Source organism: Streptoverticillium reticulum (assembly GCF_047456005.1).
GTDB classification, from domain to species: domain Bacteria; phylum Actinomycetota; class Actinomycetes; order Streptomycetales; family Streptomycetaceae; genus Streptomyces; species Streptomyces reticulum.
The window spans coordinates 1,791,149-1,810,706 of record NZ_CP179755.1; the positions used below are offsets into that span (position 1 = coordinate 1,791,149).

19 protein-coding genes and 1 tRNA gene are annotated in these 19,558 nt (G+C 71.4%); 6 read left to right on the plus strand and 14 right to left on the minus strand.

Annotation, left to right across the window (positions count from 1 at the left end; all coding sequences use genetic code 11):
* Window positions 1–143: 143 nt before the first annotated feature.
* Both ACMATS_RS08045 and ACMATS_RS08050 read right to left on the minus strand, forming a co-directional pair.
* Complete coding sequence (locus tag ACMATS_RS08045; RefSeq protein WP_414167472.1) at window positions 144–578, minus strand: RICIN domain-containing protein; 435 nt, start codon at window positions 576–578, stop codon at window positions 144–146.
* A 73-nt stretch (window positions 579–651) separates the two neighbouring features.
* A complete protein-coding gene (locus ACMATS_RS08050; RefSeq protein WP_414170873.1) occupies window positions 652–987 on the minus strand; it encodes a hypothetical protein in 336 nt (111 codons plus the stop codon).
* Here ACMATS_RS08050 and ACMATS_RS08055 point away from each other — a divergent pair.
* On the plus strand, window positions 883–1,362 hold the full coding sequence (locus ACMATS_RS08055) for a hypothetical protein (RefSeq protein ID WP_414170675.1): 480 nt from the start codon (window positions 883–885) through the stop codon (window positions 1,360–1,362). The genes ACMATS_RS08050 and ACMATS_RS08055 overlap by 105 nt on opposite strands.
* Before the next feature lie 100 nt (window positions 1,363–1,462).
* Entirely contained in the window at window positions 1,463–1,843 is a 381-nt protein-coding gene (locus tag ACMATS_RS08060; RefSeq protein ID WP_414167473.1) for a tyrosine-type recombinase/integrase, read from the plus strand.
* Window positions 1,844–1,996: 153 nt separating this feature from the next.
* Here the strand turns inward: ACMATS_RS08060 and ACMATS_RS08065 are convergent.
* Window positions 1,997–2,073: transfer RNA gene (locus ACMATS_RS08065), tRNA-Pro, on the minus strand.
* 276 nt (window positions 2,074–2,349) lie between these two features.
* Between ACMATS_RS08065 and ACMATS_RS08070 the strand changes: the two genes are divergently transcribed.
* Window positions 2,350–5,613, plus strand: coding sequence for an amidohydrolase family protein (locus ACMATS_RS08070; protein ID WP_414167474.1), 3,264 nt, complete (start codon window positions 2,350–2,352; stop codon window positions 5,611–5,613).
* 81 nt (window positions 5,614–5,694) lie between these two features.
* On the opposite strand, the gene ACMATS_RS08075 is transcribed toward ACMATS_RS08070, so the two are convergent.
* The 3 genes from ACMATS_RS08075 to ACMATS_RS08085 form a co-directional block, all read right to left on the minus strand.
* Window positions 5,695–6,567, minus strand: a complete 873-nt coding sequence (locus tag ACMATS_RS08075) for a chitosanase (protein ID WP_390779856.1) — start codon at window positions 6,565–6,567, stop codon at window positions 5,695–5,697.
* 148 nt (window positions 6,568–6,715) lie between these two features.
* Window positions 6,716–7,891 (minus strand): MBL fold metallo-hydrolase, encoded by a 1,176-nt coding sequence (locus ACMATS_RS08080; RefSeq protein ID WP_390779857.1) that lies wholly within the window; start codon window positions 7,889–7,891, stop codon window positions 6,716–6,718.
* A 26-nt stretch (window positions 7,892–7,917) separates the two neighbouring features.
* Window positions 7,918–8,622, minus strand: a complete 705-nt coding sequence (locus ACMATS_RS08085) for an alpha-ketoglutarate-dependent dioxygenase AlkB family protein (protein WP_414167475.1) — start codon at window positions 8,620–8,622, stop codon at window positions 7,918–7,920.
* 97 nt (window positions 8,623–8,719) lie between these two features.
* On the opposite strand from ACMATS_RS08085, the gene ACMATS_RS08090 reads away from it, so the two are divergent.
* The gene (locus ACMATS_RS08090; protein ID WP_390779859.1) at window positions 8,720–9,283 is read left to right on the plus strand and encodes a carboxymuconolactone decarboxylase family protein; all 564 of its coding nucleotides are present in this window, start codon (window positions 8,720–8,722) and stop codon (window positions 9,281–9,283) included.
* Here ACMATS_RS08090 and ACMATS_RS08095 read toward each other — a convergent pair.
* The 3 genes from ACMATS_RS08095 to ACMATS_RS08105 are packed head-to-tail and all read right to left on the minus strand — an operon-like array spanning window position 9,273 to window position 11,284.
* On the minus strand, window positions 9,273–10,151 hold the full coding sequence (locus ACMATS_RS08095) for an SAM-dependent methyltransferase (RefSeq protein ID WP_391154724.1): 879 nt from the start codon (window positions 10,149–10,151) through the stop codon (window positions 9,273–9,275). The genes ACMATS_RS08090 and ACMATS_RS08095 overlap by 11 nt on opposite strands.
* Window positions 10,148–10,414 (minus strand): DUF397 domain-containing protein, encoded by a 267-nt coding sequence (locus tag ACMATS_RS08100; protein WP_390779861.1) that lies wholly within the window; start codon window positions 10,412–10,414, stop codon window positions 10,148–10,150. Before ACMATS_RS08100 ends, ACMATS_RS08095 begins: the two co-directional genes overlap by 4 nt.
* Window positions 10,415–10,417: 3 nt before the next feature.
* Window positions 10,418–11,284, minus strand: a complete 867-nt coding sequence (locus ACMATS_RS08105; protein WP_414167476.1) for a helix-turn-helix domain-containing protein — start codon at window positions 11,282–11,284, stop codon at window positions 10,418–10,420.
* Window positions 11,285–11,394: 110 nt separating this feature from the next.
* Between ACMATS_RS08105 and ACMATS_RS08110 the strand changes: the two genes are divergently transcribed.
* Entirely contained in the window at window positions 11,395–11,877 is a 483-nt protein-coding gene (locus ACMATS_RS08110) for an ATP-binding protein (RefSeq protein WP_390779863.1), read from the plus strand.
* Window positions 11,878–12,035: 158 nt separating this feature from the next.
* On the opposite strand, the gene ACMATS_RS08115 is transcribed toward ACMATS_RS08110, so the two are convergent.
* Window positions 12,036–12,827, minus strand: coding sequence for an SGNH/GDSL hydrolase family protein (locus ACMATS_RS08115; RefSeq protein WP_390779864.1), 792 nt, complete (start codon window positions 12,825–12,827; stop codon window positions 12,036–12,038).
* A 141-nt stretch (window positions 12,828–12,968) separates the two neighbouring features.
* Here ACMATS_RS08115 and ACMATS_RS08120 point away from each other — a divergent pair, with 141 nt between their 5' ends.
* Window positions 12,969–13,775, plus strand: coding sequence for a tyrosine-protein phosphatase (locus tag ACMATS_RS08120; protein ID WP_414167477.1), 807 nt, complete (start codon window positions 12,969–12,971; stop codon window positions 13,773–13,775).
* A 218-nt stretch (window positions 13,776–13,993) separates the two neighbouring features.
* Here ACMATS_RS08120 and ACMATS_RS08125 read toward each other — a convergent pair whose 3' ends face one another.
* Genes ACMATS_RS08125 through hpnH form a run of 4 tightly spaced genes read right to left on the minus strand, consistent with a single transcriptional unit; the run spans window position 13,994 to window position 19,558 of the window.
* Complete coding sequence (locus ACMATS_RS08125; protein ID WP_414167478.1) at window positions 13,994–15,391, minus strand: aspartate aminotransferase family protein; 1,398 nt, start codon at window positions 15,389–15,391, stop codon at window positions 13,994–13,996.
* On the minus strand, window positions 15,388–17,316 hold the full coding sequence (gene dxs / locus ACMATS_RS08130) for a 1-deoxy-D-xylulose-5-phosphate synthase (protein WP_390779867.1): 1,929 nt from the start codon (window positions 17,314–17,316) through the stop codon (window positions 15,388–15,390). The genes ACMATS_RS08125 and dxs overlap by 4 nt, the downstream gene beginning before the upstream one ends.
* 47 nt (window positions 17,317–17,363) lie before the next feature.
* Window positions 17,364–18,500, minus strand: coding sequence for a flavodoxin-dependent (E)-4-hydroxy-3-methylbut-2-enyl-diphosphate synthase (gene ispG, locus ACMATS_RS08135; RefSeq protein WP_414170676.1), 1,137 nt, complete (start codon window positions 18,498–18,500; stop codon window positions 17,364–17,366).
* Window positions 18,501–18,535: 35 nt separating this feature from the next.
* Window positions 18,536–19,558 carry an adenosyl-hopene transferase HpnH gene (hpnH, locus tag ACMATS_RS08140; protein WP_414167479.1) on the minus strand — a complete coding sequence of 341 codons (1,023 nt, stop codon included), beginning with the start codon at window positions 19,556–19,558 and terminating at the stop codon, window positions 18,536–18,538.

Sequence of the window (19,558 nt, forward strand, 5' to 3'; positions counted from 1 at the left end):
AGGCCACCTTCCCCCGAACCCGCACCGCGGTTGCCCCGGCCAACATACTCGGCCGCGCACGTGGACATGCGCCGAGGAGACACCCGCGGACCGAGGACGCCCGCGACCGACTGCATCGGGGGGCCGACCGCGAGCAGCCGAACTCACCATGGAACGCTGGTCTCCACGACCACAACCGAGCCGATGTTGCCGACGAAGGCGGTCCAAGTCGACTTCGCGAAGGCCGCTGCATCACCGTCGGAGTGTCCGGCAGCCAACCTTTTGACGTCGAGGCACTTGCCGCCCTGGGCGCTGACCAGCTTGTACAGCGGCTGCCCCGAATCGCCCCTGCGGCCGACGGCTCGCAGCGTCCAGCGCTGGTTGGCACCGCCGGTGGCGTGGTGGCTGATCACATGGGTGCCCTTGACGTTCTTCCCGCGGTAGACGTCGAGCAGCCGACTGCTGTTGTCGGCATGGGTAGTGAACTTCCGTGGCCCGGCCGCTGCTTGGAGGGAGCCGAGGCTGACGGGCCAGTGGATGCTGCCGTAGTGGGGATTGACCGTCGCCTGCCGGTTGCCGGTGTCGACGTTGGCGACCATGCGCTCCGCCGTTTCTCGGGGGCGCGTCTACCAGCGCTGCAGCTGCCGGGATCAGCTACACAAGCAGCTCGGATCACGCTGTCCACGCCTCTTCGCCAATCCTGATCACGGCACATGGACGTTCGCCGTCGATATCCCTCAGTGCGCTCCGGGGCGTCACACCGTCCGTCGTGGCGGCTTCCCCGACCGGGACACCGCGGCACAGTCCCTGCGGCGCCTGATCGACACCGCCGGCGCGGGTCTCCTCGCCGACCCGAACCAAACGGTCGCCGACTACCTGGCCGCCTGGCTCCAGGCCAAGGCCATGGCCTTGAAGCCGACGACCACCGTCCGCTACCGCGCCTACATCGAGAACGACCTCGTCCCCGCGCTCGGGAAGATCAAGCTCGACGATCTCGGCTACGGTCACATCGCGGCTTCGTACGGACCCAGCTCTCCCACGGCCGGGGTGCGGTCACCGTCCACCGGATCCTCGCCACCTTGTCGAGCGCACTCGGCGAGGCAGTCCGGCACCACCGGCTCGACCACAACCCCGCACGGCCCACGATCATCCCCCGGCTCGCAGCCGCCGAACGTCACATCTGGACCGTCGACGAGGCTGTCGCCTTCCTGCGGTACTGCCACACGGCCGATCCACTCATGGCCGATCTTGTCGAGGTCCTCATCGGCACCGGCATCCGCAAGGGAGAAGCACTCGCCCTGCACTGGGGCGACGTCCGTCTCGACCAGCGCGTCCTCCACATACACGCGACGCTCTCCGCGATCGACAACAACCGCCTCGTGATCACCACGCCCAAGACCAGGAGCAGCAGGAACTGGGGCGCCGTCTCCGGCCGCGTCGCCACCGCCTCCACCACCGCGCCCCGGACAGACGCCCGTCAACGATGGCAGGGCTCGAAGGCGATTTCGTGTTCCACAGGCCCGACGGCCGACCGCTCCACCCGGAGTACGTCCTCAACCGGTTCCACCTGCTCTGCCGGAAAGCGGGCGTCTCCCGTACAACGATCCATGATCTCCGGCACCTGTCGGCCACGATCTCGATCAACGCCGGCGTTCCGCTCACCGTGGTGCCGAAGACTCTGCGGCACTCGACGCTCTCCACGACCGCGAATGTCTACAGTCGCCTGACCGCTCAAGCCGCCCGCGAAGCCGTTGACGTCATCGATCAAACCCTCGCCCAGGCCGACCGGCCGCCCACTCCCCCACACCCCGCCCGGGCGCGCGACCGCGTTGCGACCACGTCCCACAGCTGCACAACCAGATGACCATCATCAGACAACCCACCAGCACAGGGACTTTCCGCCGAACAGCCCCGATAGCAGTGAGGACGTGCGACCACACTGCGACCACAAACCGACACAACACCAGAAAGGCCGTTCCCTCACTACGAGGAAACGGCCTCCGACCTGCGAAATCGCTGGTCGGGACGGCGGGATTTGAACCCACGACCCCTTGACCCCCAGTCAAGTGCGCTACCAAACTGCGCCACGTCCCGGTGCTTGTCCGACCTGGGCTTTCGCCCTTGCCGACCGCGCATGAGAACAATACCGCACTTCAGGTGGTGGTCGCGCACCGTTTCCGGCCCCGGACGGGGCCGCCGGGCCCCGGGCGGCACGTTCCGGCCCCGCACCCACTCAATTCGGACACAAATTCGAGAAGATCGTCCACCGGCCCCGCGATCAACCGTCCCCCGCGGTGTTGACCTTGCACCAGCCCCCCGTGCCACCATCAGGGGTTCGCCGTTTGCAACTCCCCTGCCGCAGGAGGACTGTTGGACACCACCGGCCCCACCGGAACCGAGCCGTCCCCCCTGTCCCGGCGCAGATTCCTGCAGGCAGCCGCCGGTACCGCCGCCGTGGCCGGTGCCGCTGCCGCGCTGCCCACGGACGCGGTAGCGGCCGTCACCGCCACCCCAGGCACCACCGCAGCCACCGCCACCACGCCCACCCTCTCCTTCACCTCAGCCACCAACGGCTCCGCCTCCCTCTCCCCTTCCGGTGACCGGCTGATCGCCGAGGTGCAGAACGTCCTGTGGTCCGTTCCCCGCAAGGGCGGGGACGCCGTCGCCATCACCCCGCCCGACCTGGAGCCCACCCGGCCCGTGTACTCCCCGGACGGGCGGCGGCTCGCGGTCTGTGCGTACCGGGGCGGCGGGTTCCATATCTGGACGCTGCGCCCCGACGGCTCGGGCCTGCATCAGCTCACCGACGGGCCCTGGGACGACCGCGGACCGTCCTGGTCGCCGGACGGCACCCGTATCGCCTTCGCCTCCGAGCGCGCGGGCGACCCGGTCGCGGGCAGCCCGTACCGGATCTGGACCGTGGACGTCCGTACGGGTGCGTTGCACCAGGTCACCGGCCTGTCCGGCCAGGAGGGCCCGGCGCAGGACGGCGCCTGGGAGGACTTCGACCCCGTCTGGTCGCCGGACGGCAAGCGGCTCTGGTTCGTCCGCGGCCGGGTCGCGGCCCCCGGCAGCGCGCTGGAGGCGCACACGGTGGCGTCCGTGCCGGCCGACGGCACCGGGCCGGTCCGTGCCGAGTACACGGACACCACGGCGGCGCAGCTGATGACGCCGGCCCTCTCCCCCGCCGGGCGGCTGGCCTGCCTGCGGACCACCCCCGCGCCCGCCGCCACCTGCACGCTGGTGGTGGACGGGGAGGCCGTGCCGCTCGACGGGGACCTGGAGCCCGTTCCCCCGCGCTGGATCTCGCGCGACGAGTTGCTGGTCACCGTCGGCGGGCAGTTCACCGTGCTCCGGCCGTCGGCACCGAAAGCAGACCGCACCACGATTCCCTTCGTCGCCAAGCTGCCCGTCGACCGGCCGCGCTACAAGGTCAAGCAGTACGACGTCGCCGTCGGCGGCACGGGGCAGGTCCGTTCCGTGCATCTGCCCGCGCTGTCGCCGGACGCGCGGCAGGTGGCCTTCGCCGCGCTCAACTCCCTCTGGATCGCGGACATCTCGGGCGACAAGGGGGGCAAGGGCGGCAAGGGCGTCGGCCGGCCGCGCAAGGTCGTGCAGGCCGACCCCACCCGCTACGTCCTCGAACCCTCCTGGTCGCGCGACGGCAAGTCGCTGATCTACGCCGACGACCGCGACGGGCTGCTCGCCGTGCGCCGCCGTGACCTGGCCTCCGGCACGGAGACCGTGCTCGCGGGCGGCGGCCGGGTGCACCCGGCGCTCTCCCCCGACGGCACCCGGCTGGCGTGCCTGGACCTCTCGGGCAACCTGATCGTCCGCGATCTGGCGGCCGGTACGGAGCAGGTGCTCGCGGCGCCGATGGGTGCGGGCGGGCTGCCCGGGCGGCCGAGCTGGTCGCCGGACGGGCGCTTCGTGGCGCTGTGCGACCGGAACCGCCTCAACCAGCGCTTCCGCGAGGGCTACAACCTGATCCGGGTCGTCGACACCACGACCGGCACCGCCCGGCTGTACGCGGTCGCCCCGCACGCCTCGGTCTCCGACCGCTACGACTCCGGGCCCGTCTGGTCCCCCGACGGCCGCTCGATGGCGGTGATCGTCGAGTCGGCGCTGTGGCTGCTGCCCGTGCGGCCCGACGGCACCCCGGACGGGGAGCCGCGGCGGCTGACGGACGAGGCCGCCGACCATCCCTCCTGGTCGGCGGACTCCCGGAAGATCCTCTACCTGTCGGCCGGGCGGCTGCGGCTGCTGGACACGGGCGACGGCTCCGTCCGCACGCTCCCCGTCAGGCTCGACTACCGGCGGCCCACCCCAGCCGACACCGTCGTGCACGCCGGACGGCTCTGGGACGGCATGGGCCCGGCGGTGCGCGAGGACGTCGACCTGGTGATCCGCAACGGCCGCATCGCCGCCGTCGAGCCGCACCGGGCGCACCGGGCCGCCGTGCGCACGATCGACGCGTCCGGGCAGACGGTGATCCCGGGGCTCTGGGACGCGCACACGCACCCCTGGCAGTACACCTACGGCGGCCGGCAGACCGCGCTGCAGCTGGCCTACGGCATCACCACGGCCGTCTCCCTCGGCGGCTTCGCCTACGAGCAGGCCCGGATCCGCGAGGCCGTGGCCGCCGGTGCGCTGGCGGGGCCGCGGCTGCTGGCCACGGGCGAGCTGCTGGACGGTCCGCGCGTCGCGTACAGCATGGGCCGCGCGCACCGCACGCGCGAGGGGCTGCGCCGGTCGCTGTCCCGCGCCACGGCGCTGGACTGGGACTTCGTCAAGACCTATGTGCGCGCCCCGGGTTGGATCATGGAGGAGGCGGCGCGGTTCGCGCACGAGCGGCTGGGGGTGCGCAGCGGAAGTCACCTGTGCACGCCAGGTGTCCAGCTGGGGCAGGACCTGACGACCCACTTGCAGGCCACGCAGCGGCTGGAGTTCGGTCACGCCACGTCGGCCACGGGTCGCTCGTACGAGGACCTCGCGGAGATCTACACCGCCCGGGGCGTGAACTTCCACATGGTCGCGACCGTCTTCACCTCGGTGCCGCTGGTGGGCAGTGAACCGGCGCTCGCGGAGGATCCGCGGGTGACGCAGCTGATGCCGCCGTGGGACGTCGCCCTGGTGCAGAAGACGGCGGGCCGTGCGCCCACGGAGGACGAACTGGGCGCGCTCGGCCGGGAGGTCGAAGTCTACCGCCGGGTCCTGACCGAGGGCGGGATCGTCGCCCTGGGCACGGACGCCCCGCTGGTGCCCGTAGGCCTCTCGCTGCACATGGGCCTGCGGGCCCTGCACCGCTACGGCCTGTCGCCGGCCCAGGCGCTGAGCACGGCGACGGTGCTGGCGGCGCGCGCGTACGGCGCGGAGCGGGACCTGGGCACGCTGGAGGCGGGCAAGCTCGCCGACGTCACGGTGGTCGACGGCGATCCGTTCGACGACTTCGACGTGCTCGTGCGGACGCCGTCGGTGCTGCGCGGCGGAGTGCTCTACGAGCAGCGGGAGTTGGTCGGGGCGTACGGGCACGCCGTGGCCCCGGCGGCGCGGCAGCCGCATCCGCACGGCGGCTGGGAGGCGGTGGGGCAGCAGCTGCGCCGGGACTCCTGCTGCGACATGGAGCTGCACTGAGGGCTGTACTGAGGCCCGTGTGACGGCCGCCCGTCTGCGCGGTGCGCAGACGGGCGGCCGGGGGTGCTGTGGTGTGGTGCGTCACTCGTTGATCTGGTACGAGTCGCCGTACACCTTCCACTTCAGCGGCGGCTGCAGCTCGAAGTTGCCGTTGTCGAGGAAGACGCGCTGCTCGGTGTCGACGCGGCTGGTGTCGCTGTGCGCCTCCTCGTGCTTCATGGCCGTCTTGCGGGCGTCGAGGAAGGCGTTGAGGTAGGTCTTCTCGTCGCCGCCCTGGGCCGGGGTCTTGGCCTTGGTCAGGGCGTGCTTGCGGATGTCGCCGAAGCTGTCCTTGCTGTCGCCGGGGCCGTGCATGACGATCGCGTCGTAGTAGGCGAACTGGCCGAGCGTGCGCAGGCCGTCCTTGCGGGCCTGGTCGACGGCAGGGTTGAAGTAGACGCGGTCGCGCTCGGCCTCCTGGCAGTCGCGGAAGGTCTTGTCCTCCAGGGCGGCCTTCTCCCAGGCGGCCTTGTAGGCGCTGCCCAGACCGGAGGTGGAGTCGCTGCCGTTGACCTTGCGCAGGGCGGGGAGGTACTTGGCGAGCGGGTTGTCCGGCTTCTGCTTGGTGTAGCGCTCGACGAGTTCGAGCATGTCGCCGGTGCCCGAGGTGAAGCCGATGATGCCGCCGGTGAAGCCGCGGCCGTCCTTGATGTCCTCGATGTACTTGAACTGGTCCCGCCACTTGAGCGAGGAGTTCTCCGCGCTGGACACCAGCTGCATGGCGATGTCCTTCTTGCGCGGGTCGTCGAGCCCGGCACCCTGGGCGCGCACATGGGCGGTGGCGGAGGCGTCCCGGAGTCCGTGCTCCGCCGCGGCCGCCTGGCCCACGCCGCCGAGGGCGAGGGTGGCGGGGAGGACGAGGGCCGCACCGATCGCGGCGATGGGGGTGGTCTTCTTCCACGTGCTCGCGAGCATGCGGATCTCCGTTTCCCGGGTGGCTTGTCAGGAAAGTTTCCTAACCGTTGCCGGGCATTGAAACGGGAAGCCCGCTCGCGTGACAAGAGATGTCAGGAGTGACCCATGAGAACGAGCCACTCCCGACGCCCCGCGCCCAACCCCCGCACTACGCCTGGAGAACGACCTCGGCCTCGCCCGTCGCGGCCTCGGCGAGCGGGGCCCATCCTCCCTCCGGCGGGACCGCTGCAGCGCGCCACCACGGCTCCAGCGGCAGGCCGTTGACCGGCTCGAACGGCTGCCCGGGCCGCGGCACGGCCACCCGCGCACCACTGCGCCGGGCGGCGGCCACGGTGCCCTCGGCCGGCTCCTCCCAGGGGTGCGGGGCGAGGTTGAACGTACCCCAGTGGATGGGCAGCAGCACACCCGCCTCCGGGGCACCGCACTGCAGGTCGGAATGGGCGCGCACACCCTCCTCGGGCGTCATGTGGATGTCCGGCCAGAATTCGCTGTACGCACCGATCTGCACCATGGTCGCGTCGAACGGCCCGAACTCGGCGCCGATGTCCGCGAATCCGGCGAAGTAACCGGTGTCGCCGCTGTGGAAGATCCGGTGCTCCGGGCCGGCCACGACCCACGAAGCCCACAGCGTGTGCTGGGTGTTGCGCAGCGCACGGCCGCAGAAGTGCCGGGCGGGGGTGGCGGTGAAGGTGAGTTCGCCGATGCGCGTCGACTCGTGCCAGTCGAGTTCGGTGATGCGGTCCGCCGGGACGCCCCAGTGCTCCAGGTGCGCCCCGACGCCGAGGGGGACGACGAAGGCCGCGCCGGTGCGGGCGAGGGCGCGGACGGTCGGCATGTCCAGGTGGTCGTAGTGGTCGTGGGAGATCACCACCGCGTCCAGCGGGCCCGTCTCGGCCAGCGGTACGGGCACGGGGTGCAGCCGCCGGGGGCCGGCGAGGGCGAAGGGGGAGCAGCGCTCGGACCACACGGGGTCGAACAGCACCCGGCCGCCGTCGATCTCGGCCAGCACGCTGGAGTGGCCCATCCAGGTCAGCCGCAGCCCGGAGGCGGCGGGCACGGCCAGGTCGGCGACGGTCGTGGGGTGGACGGGCACGGCGTGGGCGGGGGCCCGGCGGACGCGCTCCTCCTTGCGGAAGTAGGTGGGCAGGAAGGCGAGCATCGAGCGCGACGACGGCCGGGCCGCGCCGGCCGGGTTGACGAACACGCCGTCCGCGAAGTGCGGCGACCGCCTGATGCGCGCCATCCGCTCCCCCGCCGGGTCCGCCCCGAAGGCGGCCGGGCGCAGGGCGTCGAGCGGTGAACGGGGCAGGCGGGAGCCGGTCACGGCACCTCCAGGCAGGCGAAGACGGGTCACCCCATTATCAGGCCGCTCACCCGGAGGGTGACGTTCAGCCGTCCGTCGAGGCCGAGGGCGGGCGGGGCCGTGCCGGGGAAGGTACGGGGAACGCCGTGGTGGGCCAGGCGGGACGGGCCGCCGAAGACGAACAGGTCCCCGCTGCGCAGCTCCACGTCCGTCCAGGGGCGGCCGCGGTCGCTCACGTTCCCGAACCGGAAGACGCAGGTGTCGCCGAGGCTGAGGGAGACCACGGGGGCGGCGGACTTCTCGTCGCTGTCGCGGTGCATGCCCATCCTGGCCTTGCCGTCGTAGAAGTTCACGAGCGCGATGTCGTAGGGCTCGGCGCCCTTCTCCTGCACGTACGCATCCCCGTACGCATCCCCGTACGCATCCCCGTACGCATCCCCGTACGCCTCGGCCACGGCGTCCCGGGCCAGCTCGCCGAGCCACTCCGGGAACGGCTTCACGGGCGCACCGTCGCCGTCGACCACGGTGCGGGCGTAGCCGTAGGGGAACCAGTGCCAGCCCAGGCACACCGAGCGCACCGACATCTCGCCGCCGCCGGGCATGCGGACCGTGCGCAGGCCGGCGGGCGGCGCGGCCCACTCGCGGCAGGCGTCCAGCAGCCGGCGCTGGGCGGGCGGATCCAGCCAGCCGGGGACGTGCACGGCCCCCGGTGCGACCTCGGCCCGGGGCCGCGGGAACAGTTCACCGTCCATGCGGCCAGCGTAGATCCGAGGGGTGTCACACTCCGGGCGGGCCCGTCCGTCGTACCGGTGACAGCGACCGCAGCACGCCGCCGAGGAGGCACCGGCCATGGCCCGCATCCCGCTCGACCTTCCCGACACTCCCCTCAACCGCATCCTGCGCTGGTACAGCAGGCGCACCTACGGCAAGGTCCTCGACCCGCTGATGGCGTACGCGCGGCACCGCGGGGTGCTGTTCACCACCTCCCGCTTCGAGCTGTCGCTCGCCCGCTGGAACAAGCTCGACCCGGGGCTGAAGGACCTCGCCGTGCTGGCGTCGGCGGTGGCCATCGGCTGCTCGTGGTGCACGGACTTCGGCTACTGGGCGAGCCGCAACCACGGCGTGTCCCACGAGAAGCTGCAGGACGTGCCGCGCTGGCGCGACAGCGACGTCTACACGCCGCTGGAACGCGACGTCCTGGAGTACGCCGAGGCGATGTCCGCCACCCCGCCGGCCGTCGGGGACGCGCTGGCAGAGCGGCTGCGCACGCGGCTCGGGGACGCGGGGCTCGTGGAGCTGACCATGATGGTGGCGGTGGAGAACCAGCGCTCGCGCTTCAACTCGGCGCTGGGGCTGACCGCGCAGGGGTTCAAGGACAGCTGCGCGATCCCTGCGCGCCCGCTCAGGCCTTGAGCCCCACGCCCCCGTAGAAGATGGTGTTGTTGAGCTCCTCCGCGCCGGGCACCGGGCCGTCCGGGCGCCACAACGGCACCCGGACCAGGCCGGGTTCGAGGAGCGCGAACTCCCCGAAGAGCGGCTCGACGGCGACGCGGTCGCGCAGGGTGAGCGCGGCGGTGGCGTTCTTGTAGACGTTGACGACGCCGTCCCGCGCCGCCGTGTCGACCCGCCCCGGCTCGTACCCCTCGTAGGGCTCCTGCGTGGCGTGCGAGAGGACGAGCCGGCTGCCCGCGGGGAGTGCGGCGCCGAGGGTGGCGACGATGCCCGCCGGGTCCTCCTCGTCCTTGACGAAGTGCAGGACGGCGACGAGCAGCAGCGCCACCGGCTCGGAGAAGTCGATCAGTTCGCGGACGACCGGGTGCTGCAGGATCGTTTCGGGCTTCCGGACGTCGGCGAGGGCGAAGCCGGCGTTGCCCGCGTCGGTCAGCTTGGCCCCGGCGTGGGTGGCCACGATCGGGTCGTTGTCGACGTAGGCGACGCGGACGCCCTCGGCCGCCTCCCGTGCCACCTCGTGGGTGTTGGGGGACGTGGGGATCCCGGTGCCGATGTCGATGATCTGGCGGATGCCGCCGCGCACCGCGTCCCGCACGGCCCGCTGCAGGAAGGCCCGGTTGGCGCGGGCGGACAGCCGCACCTGGGGGTGGGCCTCGATGACGCGCTCGGCGGCGATGCGGTCGACCTCGTAGTTGTCCCAGCCGTCGAGGTAGTAGTCGTACATCCGGGCCGGGTGCGGCCGGCTCGTGTCGATCTCGGCCGCGGGGAAGCCCCGTTCGGTCACGCCCGGGCCGTAGCCGCCCAGGCCCTCCACGCCGTGCTCGGTCATGCGGGGCTCCCTTGCGGTGTGCCGGTGAGCAGGAAGTCGGCCTCGCCGGCCTTCGCCCCCCGGATGAAGGTCTCCATCTCGTGGCGCGTGTAGATCAGGGCGGGCCCCTCGGGGTCCGTCGACTGCCTCAGCGCCACTCTGCCGTCCACCAGTCGCATCGCCTCGACGCAGCTGCCCCCGTTGCCGCCGCTCCACGGCTTGCTCCAGCCCTCGGTGCCGAGGTCGGTGGCGGGCATGCCGTTGTAGACCCGGTCCGGATCCATGGTTCAGATCTCCTTACGAATGCCACCCAGGATGGCCTTGGTGGTGTGGGGCGGCGCGGCCTGCGCGCACATGCGGTCCAGGGCCTCCAGGAAGGCCGAGACGTCCTCGCGCTGGTCGAAGTACGAGGCGCCGACGAGGTTTTCGGCGCAGGCGATGTCCGGAAGCTCCTGGATCGGGAACCGGAAGATGTGGAAGGGCCCGTACATCGCCGGGTGCGGCCCGGCGGCGAACGGCATGATCTGCAGCCGCACGGCGGGCAGTTCGGTGGCCTCGATCAGCCGGTCGACCTGCGCACGCATGACGTCCGGGCCGCCGATGGGGCGGCGCAGCACGGTCTCGTCCATGACGACCCACAGCAGCGGCGCCTTCTCCCGGCGGAGCAGGCCCTGGCGCTCGCGGCGGACGGCCACCGCGCGCTCGACGTCGGCGTCGGGGGCGTGCGGCATGCCGGCGCGGAGCACGGCACGCGCGTAGTCCTCGGTCTGCAACAGGCCGGGGACGTAGTGCGGTTCGTACGCCCGGATGAGATTGGCCTCTCCCTCCAGAGCGACGAACGCGCTGAACCACTCGGGCAGGACGTCGCGGAAGCGGTGCCACCAGCCGGGACGGTTGGCCTCGCGGGCGAGGGCGACGAAGCCCTCGACCTCCTCGCGGTCGGTGATCCCGTACAGGCCGAGGAGCTTCTCGACATAGGGGATCTTCAGCCCGACCTCGGCCTTTTCCATTCTGCGGACCGTGGCGTGGGTGACGTCGAGAGCGCGGCCCGCCTCCTCGAAGGAGAGCCCGGCCTTTTCGCGCAGCTCCTGCAGCCGCTTGCCGAGGACGACCCGCAGGACGGTCGGAGCGCCCGCAGCACGCGACTCCGCCACTGTCCACCCCCTCCAACTGCCGTCATATGCCAGCAGTCTGCCACGCGGCCAACCGGAGCCGACAGACTGTCTTTGCGATTCTGCAATTTGCAGATTGAACCTTGCCACACATGAGCCGCATCGCACATAGTTACGGAGTGGCCCCCTCCCCTGACGCACCCTTGCTCGGGCGCCGCGGCAGCTCCCTTGCCGGCCGCCTGCAGGACGCATTCCACTTTCCGGCGCTCAACACCTCGGTGGCGGAGGCGCGACGACGCGTCCTCGCCAGGCTGCAGGAGTGGGGCATCGACGAAATGGCGTGCGACGACGCCCAATTGGTGGTGTCGGAGCTGTTCACCAACGCGGTGCGGCACACCGACAGCGACAAGGTCAGCTGTCAGCTGCGGATCAGCGGTGCGGCGCTGCGCATAGAGGTCACGGACCAGGGGCACACCCCGACCGAGCCGAGGGTGCGGTGCAGCGGGGCGGACGAGGAGAGCGGGCGCGGACTGCTGCTGGTGGGCGCGTTGTCACAGGCCTGGGGGGTCAGACCCGACGACAGCGGCCGGGGCCGTGTCGTCTGGGCCGATCTGCCGCACCGGTGCGCCCCGTAAGGGGCGCGGGGAACTGCGCACTCAGCCACCGACGGCCTGCAGCCGACGCACTGCCCCCAGGGCCGGGGCGAAGCCCCGGGACTTCAACTGCAGGTGCGTCGTGGCTGGTCGCGCAGTTCCCCGCACCCCTTACGGGGCGCGTTACGGGGCGCCATGGTTCAGAGCGGCAGAAGGTCCGGCCGCTTCGGCTCCACGTGGTCGCCCGAGGACACCCCCCGCAGCCGGCGCCCGATCCAGGGCACCAGGTGCTCGCGCGCCCAGTGGATGTTGTCCCGGCGCACCTCGGCGGCCGAGCGCTCCTCCTCCGCGGGCCACGGCTGGTCCGGGTCGGCGGGCACCTCCAGGCCGAGCACCTGCGCGGCGCGCAGGGCCACCCGGGTGTGGCCGTCGGCGGAGAGGTGCAGGCGGTCGTCGCTCCAGGCGCGCCGGTCCTGCACCGAGCGCAGCGACCACAGGTCGAGCACCGGGCAGCCGTGCCGGTCGGCGATGGCCCGCACATGGGCGGTGTACGTCGCGATCTTGCCCCTCAGGTGCCGGAACACCGGCATGCCCCGGGTGTCGAAGCCGGTGCACAGCAGCACCGTGCCGACGGACTCGGCGAGCTGGACGACGGCCGCCTCGTAGCGCTCGGCCACGTCGTCCGGGTCGCCGCCGGGGCGCAGGATGTCGTTGCCGCCGGCGCAGAAGGTGACGAGGTCGGGACCGAGCTCCCTGGCCCGGGGGACCTGCTCCTCCACGATCTGATCCAGGAGGCGGCCACGGACGGCGAGGTTGGCGTACCGGAAGGTGTGTTCTTCCTGCCGGTCTGAGAGGAGTACGGCGAGTCGGTCGGCCCAGCCGACGAAGGTACCGTCGGGCCCCGGGTCCCCGACGCCCTCGGTGAAGCTGTCCCCGACTGCTGCGTACGACCCGATAGCGCTCTTGCTGATGGATTTCGAATCGTCTGCCACGTCAGTGCATCTTTCACCTTTCGGAGTGACCTACGCCACCGTAACCAGGGGTTGACGTGCCGTGATGTATCCCACCCCGACAAAAACCGGCACCACGGGAATACGATCGGCGGGCCCGGAGCCGACATCTGAGGAGCGCCCGTGACGCAGACCCCGTACGTCCCGCACACCGAACCCGCGCTGGCGGGTGTCCGCAACTTCCGTGACCTGGGCGGGCTGCCGGCCGCCGACGGGCGGCAGGTGCGGCCCGGCGTGCTCTTCCGCAGCGGCCATCTCGCCCGCGCCACCGCGGAGGACGCCGAGTTCCTCGGCTCCCTGGGCCTGCACACGGTCTTCGACTTCCGCAACGCGGCGGACATCAGGCTGGAGGGCGAGGACATCGCGCTGCCGGGGGTGCGGAACGTCAACCTCCCGCTCAGCGACCCGGCCGACGGCGGCGAGTTCTGGCGGATGGTCCGGGAGGGCGGCCTGGACCGGCTGCGGGCCGCCCTCTCCGGAGGGCGGGCCGCGGGCCGGATGACGGCCTCGTACCGCGAGATCGTCACCACCCGCACCGCCGAGCACGGCCGCGTCCTGCACACCCTCGCCCAGGACGCGGTGCCGGCACTGATGCACTGCTCCGCCGGGAAGGACCGCGCGGGCCTGTCGGTCATGGCGACCCTGCTCGCCCTCGGGGTGCCGGCCGAGGCCGTCGAGGCCGACTACCTGGAGTCGAACGCCCCGCACCGCCGCTACACGGTGCAGCGCCGCCAGGACGTGGACCCGGCCACCGAGGCCGAGGTGACGGAGCTGCTCTCGCCGCTGTTCGAGGCGCGGGCGGAGTACCTGGCGGCGGCGTTCGCCGCGATCGAGGAGACCTGGGGGACGACCGGGCGCTACCTCGCCGAGGGACTCGGGCTCACTCCGGAGATGCAGGAGCTGCTGCAGAAGCGGCTGCTCACGGACTGACAGTGCCCCAAGGGGGCGCGGGGAACTGCGCGATCGGCCACGACGCGCCCGCAGCCGACGTCCCGGGGCTGCGCCCCGGGCCCCTGGAGTGGTGCGTCGGCTGCGGGCCGGTGGGACTGGTCGCGCAGTTCCTCCCCCAGCTACCGCTGGGAGGTGCCCCCAGCGCCCCTGACGGGGCACCTGGTCGCGCCCACGCGGCGGAGCCGCATAAGGCACCGTCAGTGCCCCGCCACCGCCTGCTTCACCAGCGTGCGGCCGAAGTCCCACATCAGTCCGCCGCCGTTGTGGGCGTCGTCCATGACCGCCGTGAAGGCGTCCACGAAGCGGTCCGCCTCCCGCTCCCCGATGATCAGTGGCGGGATGAGCTTGATGACCTCCAGGTGGTCGCCGGAGACCTGGGTGAGGATCCTGTGCCGCTGCAGCAGCGGCGCCACCACCATCTGCGCGAACAGGCCCTTGCGCGCCGCCTGCAGCATCGCCCAACGGGTGCGCAGGGCCATCGACTTCGGGCGGCCGAACTCGATGCCGATCATCAGGCCGCGGCCGCGCACCTCGTGCAGCAGCTCGTACTTGTCGACGAGCGCCGCCAGCCGGCTCCGCAGCCGCTCGCCGGTCTCCCGGGCCCGGGCGACGACGTTCTCGTCCTCCATGACCGAGAGCACCGCCAGACCGGCCGCCATGGCCTGGGCGTTGGAGCCGAAGCTCGCCGAGTGGACGAGCACCCGGTCCATCGAGGAGTAGACCTTCTTGAAGATCCAGTCCTTGCCGAGCGTCGCACCGACCGGCACATAGCCACCGGAGAGGGCCTTGGCCACGCACACCAGGTCCGGTTCGACACCGCTCTCGTGCTGGTAGGCGAAGAAGTCGCCGGTGCGCCCGATGCCGGTCTGCACCTCGTCCGCGATGAGCAGCGCCTTGTGCCGGTGCAGCAACTCCTGTGCGGCGCGCAGGAATCCGGGCGGGGCCGCGTGCACGCCCTTGCCCTGGATCGGTTCGACGACGAAGCCCGCCACGTCGCCGCGCCTGAGCTCCCGCTCCAGCGCCCCGAGGTCGCCGAGCGGGACGGCCGTGTCCGGCAGCAGCGGGCCGAAACCGTCCCGGAAGCCGTCCTCGCCGTTGACGGACAGCGAGCCCGTCGTCAGCCCGTGGAAGGCGTGCGTGCAGTACAGCACCCTGGACCGGCCCGTGGCCCGGCGGGCGAACTTCAGCGCGGTCTCCACCGCCTCGGTGCCGCTGTTGCCGAAGAACACCCGGTCCAGGTGCGGGGCGTACGTCAGCAGCTTCTCGGCCAGCAGTCCGGGCAGCGGCGGGCAGTCGAAGCGGGTGAGGTCGGCGAGCGAGGCGTCGAGGACGTCGTGCAGCGCCTGGCGGACGACCGGGTGGTGCCGGCCCAGGCCCATCACGCCGAACCCGGCCAGCATGTCCAGGTAGTCCAGGCCGTCGGCGTCCCAGAAGTACGCGCCCTCGGCCCGCTCGTAGACCTTGTCGAAGCCGATCGTGTGCAGCATGCGGGGCAGTTGGTGGTTCAGGTACCGGGCGTGCAGCTCGTACCGTTCCGCGCCGCGCACGGCCAGCAGCCGGCCGATGTCGAAGCCGGGTGTTCTCCCGTCGGTCATGCGTTGCTCTTCTCCTCGGTCGCCGCCAGGGGTTCCGGCACGGCTGCCGCCGGGCCGGCCAGGGCGACGCTGATCCGTCCGGCGATCTCGGCCGGGGTGAGCCCCAGGTCCGCCAGCACCTCGGAGCGCTTGGCGTGCGCCAGGAACTGCTCGGGGATGCCGAAGGTCCGTACGGGCAGGTCCGTGCCGGCGTCGCGCAGGGCCTGGGCGACGGCCCATCCGACGCCGCCCGTACGGCTGTTGTCCTCGATCACGGCGACCAGGCGGTGCCGCCCGGCGAGCGCGGGCAGCGCCTCGTCGACCGGCTTGACCCAGCGCGGGTCGACGACGGTGCAGGTGGTGCCGCGCGCATCGAGCAGGTCGGCGGCGTCCAGGGCGACCCGGGCCATCGTGCCGACCCCGACCAGCAGGACGTCTGCGCCGGGGGCCTCGGGGGCGGCGAGCACGTCCATGCCGCCGGCCCGGCCGACGGCGGGGATGTCCTCGCCCACGTTCGCCTTGGGATAGCGCACCACGGTCGGGGCGTCCTCGACCGCGACGGCCTCGCGCAGCTGGGCGCGCAGCTGGGCGGCGTCGCGGGGCGCGGCGATCCGCAGGCCGGGGACGACCTGGAGGACCGACATGTCCCACATGCCGTTGTGCGACGGGCCGTCGGTGCCGGTGACCCCGGCGCGGTCCAGGACGAACGTCACGCCGCACCTGTGCAGGGCGACGTCCATCAGGACCTGGTCGAAGGCGCGGTTGAGGAAGGTCGCGTACACGGCGACGACCGGGTGCAGGCCGCCCGTGGCCAGGCCCGCGGCGGAGACGGCGGCGTGCTGCTCGGCGATGCCCACGTCCCACACCCGGTCCGGGTAGGCCTCGGCGAACCTGGTCAGGCCCACGGGGTGCAGCATGGCCGCGGTGATCGCCACCACGTCGGGCCGCTCGGCCCCGATCCGCACCATCTCGTCGCCGAAGACCGAGGTCCACGAGCGGCCGGCGGACGGGGACAGCGGCTGGCAGGTGAGCGGGTTCATCACCCCGACCGAGTGGAACCGGTCCGCCTCGTCCTCCAGGGCGGGCTGGTAGCCGCGCCCCTTCTGGGTGCGGCAGTGCACCAGGACGGGCCCGTGGAACCGTTTGGCGCGGCGCAGCGCCGACTCGACGGCGGTGATGTCGTGGCCGTCTATGGGGCCGAGGTACTTCAGGCCCAGGTCCTCGAACATGCCCTGCGGGGCGAAGGCGTCCTTGAAGCCCTTCTTCGCGCCGTGCAGCGACTCGTACAGCGGCTTGCCGACGACGGGGGTGCGCTCCAGCAGGTCCTTGCCCCAGGACAGCATCCGCTCGTAGCCGTCGGTGGTGCGCAGGGTGGCGAGGTGGTTGGCCACGCCGCCGATGGTGGGCGCGTAGGAGCGCTCGTTGTCGTTGACGACGATGATCAGCTGACGGTCCTTGGCGGCCGCGATGTTGTTCAGTGCCTCCCAGGCCATGCCGCCGGTCAGTGCCCCGTCGCCGATGACGGCGACGACGTGGCGGTTCCAGCGGCCCAGCACCTGGTTGGCCTTGGCGAGGCCGTCGGCCCAGCCCAGGACGGTCGAGGCGTGGCTGTTCTCGATGACGTCGTGCTCGGACTCGGCGCGCGACGGGTAGCCGGACAGGCCCCCCTTGCCGCGGAGTTTGGAGAAGTCCTGGCGGCCGGTGAGCAGTTTGTGCACGTACGACTGGTGTCCGGTGTCCCACAGGATGCGGTCGGCGGGCGAGTCGAAGATGCGGTGCAGGGCGATGGTGAGCTCCACCACGCCCAGGTTGGGGCCGAGGTGACCGCCGGTCCTGGCCACGGCGTGGACCAGGAAGTGGCGGATCTCCTCGGCGAGTTCGGTCAGGTCCTCGGTGTCCAGCGCCTTCAGATCCCGCGGACTGCGGATGTTCTCCAGCAACGACACGGCGGCCCCCTCCTCCTCTGTCGGCCTTGCTCGTTCGGGCTCCCCGGTCAGACCACGGTGACGGCGGGCGTGCCGGAAGCGGTGGTGCCCTGTGTCTCCATCTGCTCGGCGATCTTCATCGCCTCTTCGATGAGGGTCTCGACGATCTTCGACTCCGGCACGGTCTTGATGACCTCGCCCTTCACGAAGATCTGCCCCTTGCCATTGCCGGACGCCACACCCAGGTCCGCCTCGCGGGCCTCACCGGGACCGTTGACGACACAGCCCATGACCGCAACCCGCAGCGGGACCTCCATGCCCTCCAGACCCGCCGACACCTGGTCCGCCAGCTTGTACACATCCACCTGCGCACGGCCGCAGGAGGGGCAGGAGACGATCTCCAGACGGCGCTGGCGCAGGTTGAGCGACTCCAGGATCTGGATGCCGACCTTGACCTCCTCCGCCGGCGGCGCGGACAGCGAGACGCGGATGGTGTCGCCGATGCCCTCGCTCAGCAGCGCACCGAACGCCACCGCCGACTTGATCGTGCCCTGGAAAGCCGGACCGGCCTCGGTGACACCCAGGTGCAGCGGGTAGTCGCACTGCGCGGCCAGCTGCCGGTAGGCGTTGACCATCACCACCGGGTCGTTGTGCTTGACCGAGATCTTGATGTCACGGAAACCGTGCTCCTCGAACAGCGACGCCTCCCACAAAGCCGACTCCACCAGCGCCTCGGGCGTGGCCTTGCCGTACTTCTCCAGCAGCCGCCGGTCCAGCGAACCCGCGTTCACACCGATACGGATCGGGGTGCCCGCCTCGGAGGCCGCCTTGGCGATCTCCTTGACCTTGTCGTCGAACTGCTTGATGTTGCCCGGATTCACCCGCACCGCCGCACAGCCCGCGTCGATCGCGGCGAACACGTACTTGGGCTGGAAGTGGATATCCGCGATCACCGGGATCTGCGACTTCGCCGCGATCACCTTCAGCGCATCCGCATCGTCCTGCGTCGGACACGCCACCCGCACGATCTGGCAGCCCGACGCCGTCAGCTCCGCAATCTGCTGCAGCGTCGCACCGATGTCGGACGTCCGCGTGGTCGTCATCGACTGGACCGATACCGGAGCGTCACCACCGACGGCCACGGACCCGACCTGGATCCTCCGGCTGACACGGCGGACGGCCAACCGGGCCGGGACGGACGGCAGTCCGAGCCCGACCGGTTCACGCGTGGTCACGGCGCTCAGCCCCGGTTCCCGGAGACGGTCTCCCGGGCGGCGCGCAGGGACTCCTTGAGCGAGCCCATGGTGGCCAGCACCGCCGTGGGCTCGTAGCCGCAGTGGGCCATGCAGTTGGCGCACCGCGGGTCCTTGCCGCGCCCGTACTTCTCCCACTCGGTGTCCTCGATGAGCTCCCGGTAGGTGGGCACGTAGCCGTCGCTCATCAGGTAGCAGGGTCGCTGCCAGCCGAAGAGCGAGTAGTTGGGGATGGCCCATGCGGTGCACGGGAAGTCCGCCTTGCCCTCCAGGAAGTCGAGGAAGAGCGGGCTGTGGTTGAGCCGCCAGCGGCCGCGGTTGCCGCCCGCGAAGGCCTTGCGGAAGAGCTCGCGGGTCTGGTCGACGCCCAGGAAGTGCTCCTGGTCGGGAGCCTTCTCGTAGGCATAGGCGGGCGAGATCATCATCTCGTCCACCTTCAGCTCGTCGTTGAGGAAGTTGAGCACCTCGATGACGGTCTGCGGGGTGTCGGTGTTGAAGAAAGTGGAGTTGGTGGTGACCCGGAAGCCGCGCCGCTTGGCCTCCTTGATCGCCTCCACCGCCTCGTCGAAGACGCCCTCCTTCGCAACGGATTCGTCGTGCCGCTCGCGCAGCCCGTCGATGTGCACCGCGAACGCGAAATAGGGAGAGGGCTTGAACTTCTCCATCTTCTTCCGCATCAGCAACGCGTTGGTGCAGAGGAAGACGTATTTCCGCCGGGCCACCAACTGCCGCACGATCTCGTCGATCTGCGGATGCATCAGTGGCTCGCCGCCCGCGATGGACACCATCGGCGCACCCGACTCCAGCACCGCGCCGACCGCCTGCGCAACGGGCATCCGCTGTTTCAGCACGCCCGCCGGATGCTGGATCTTCCCGCAGCCCTCGCACTTGAGGTTGCAGGCGAAGAGCGGTTCGAGCTCGACGATCAGCGGAAACTTGTCGCGCTTCCGGAGCTTCTGTTCAAAGAGATAGGTCCCGACCCTGATGGTCTGGCGGAGCGGCATGGCCAT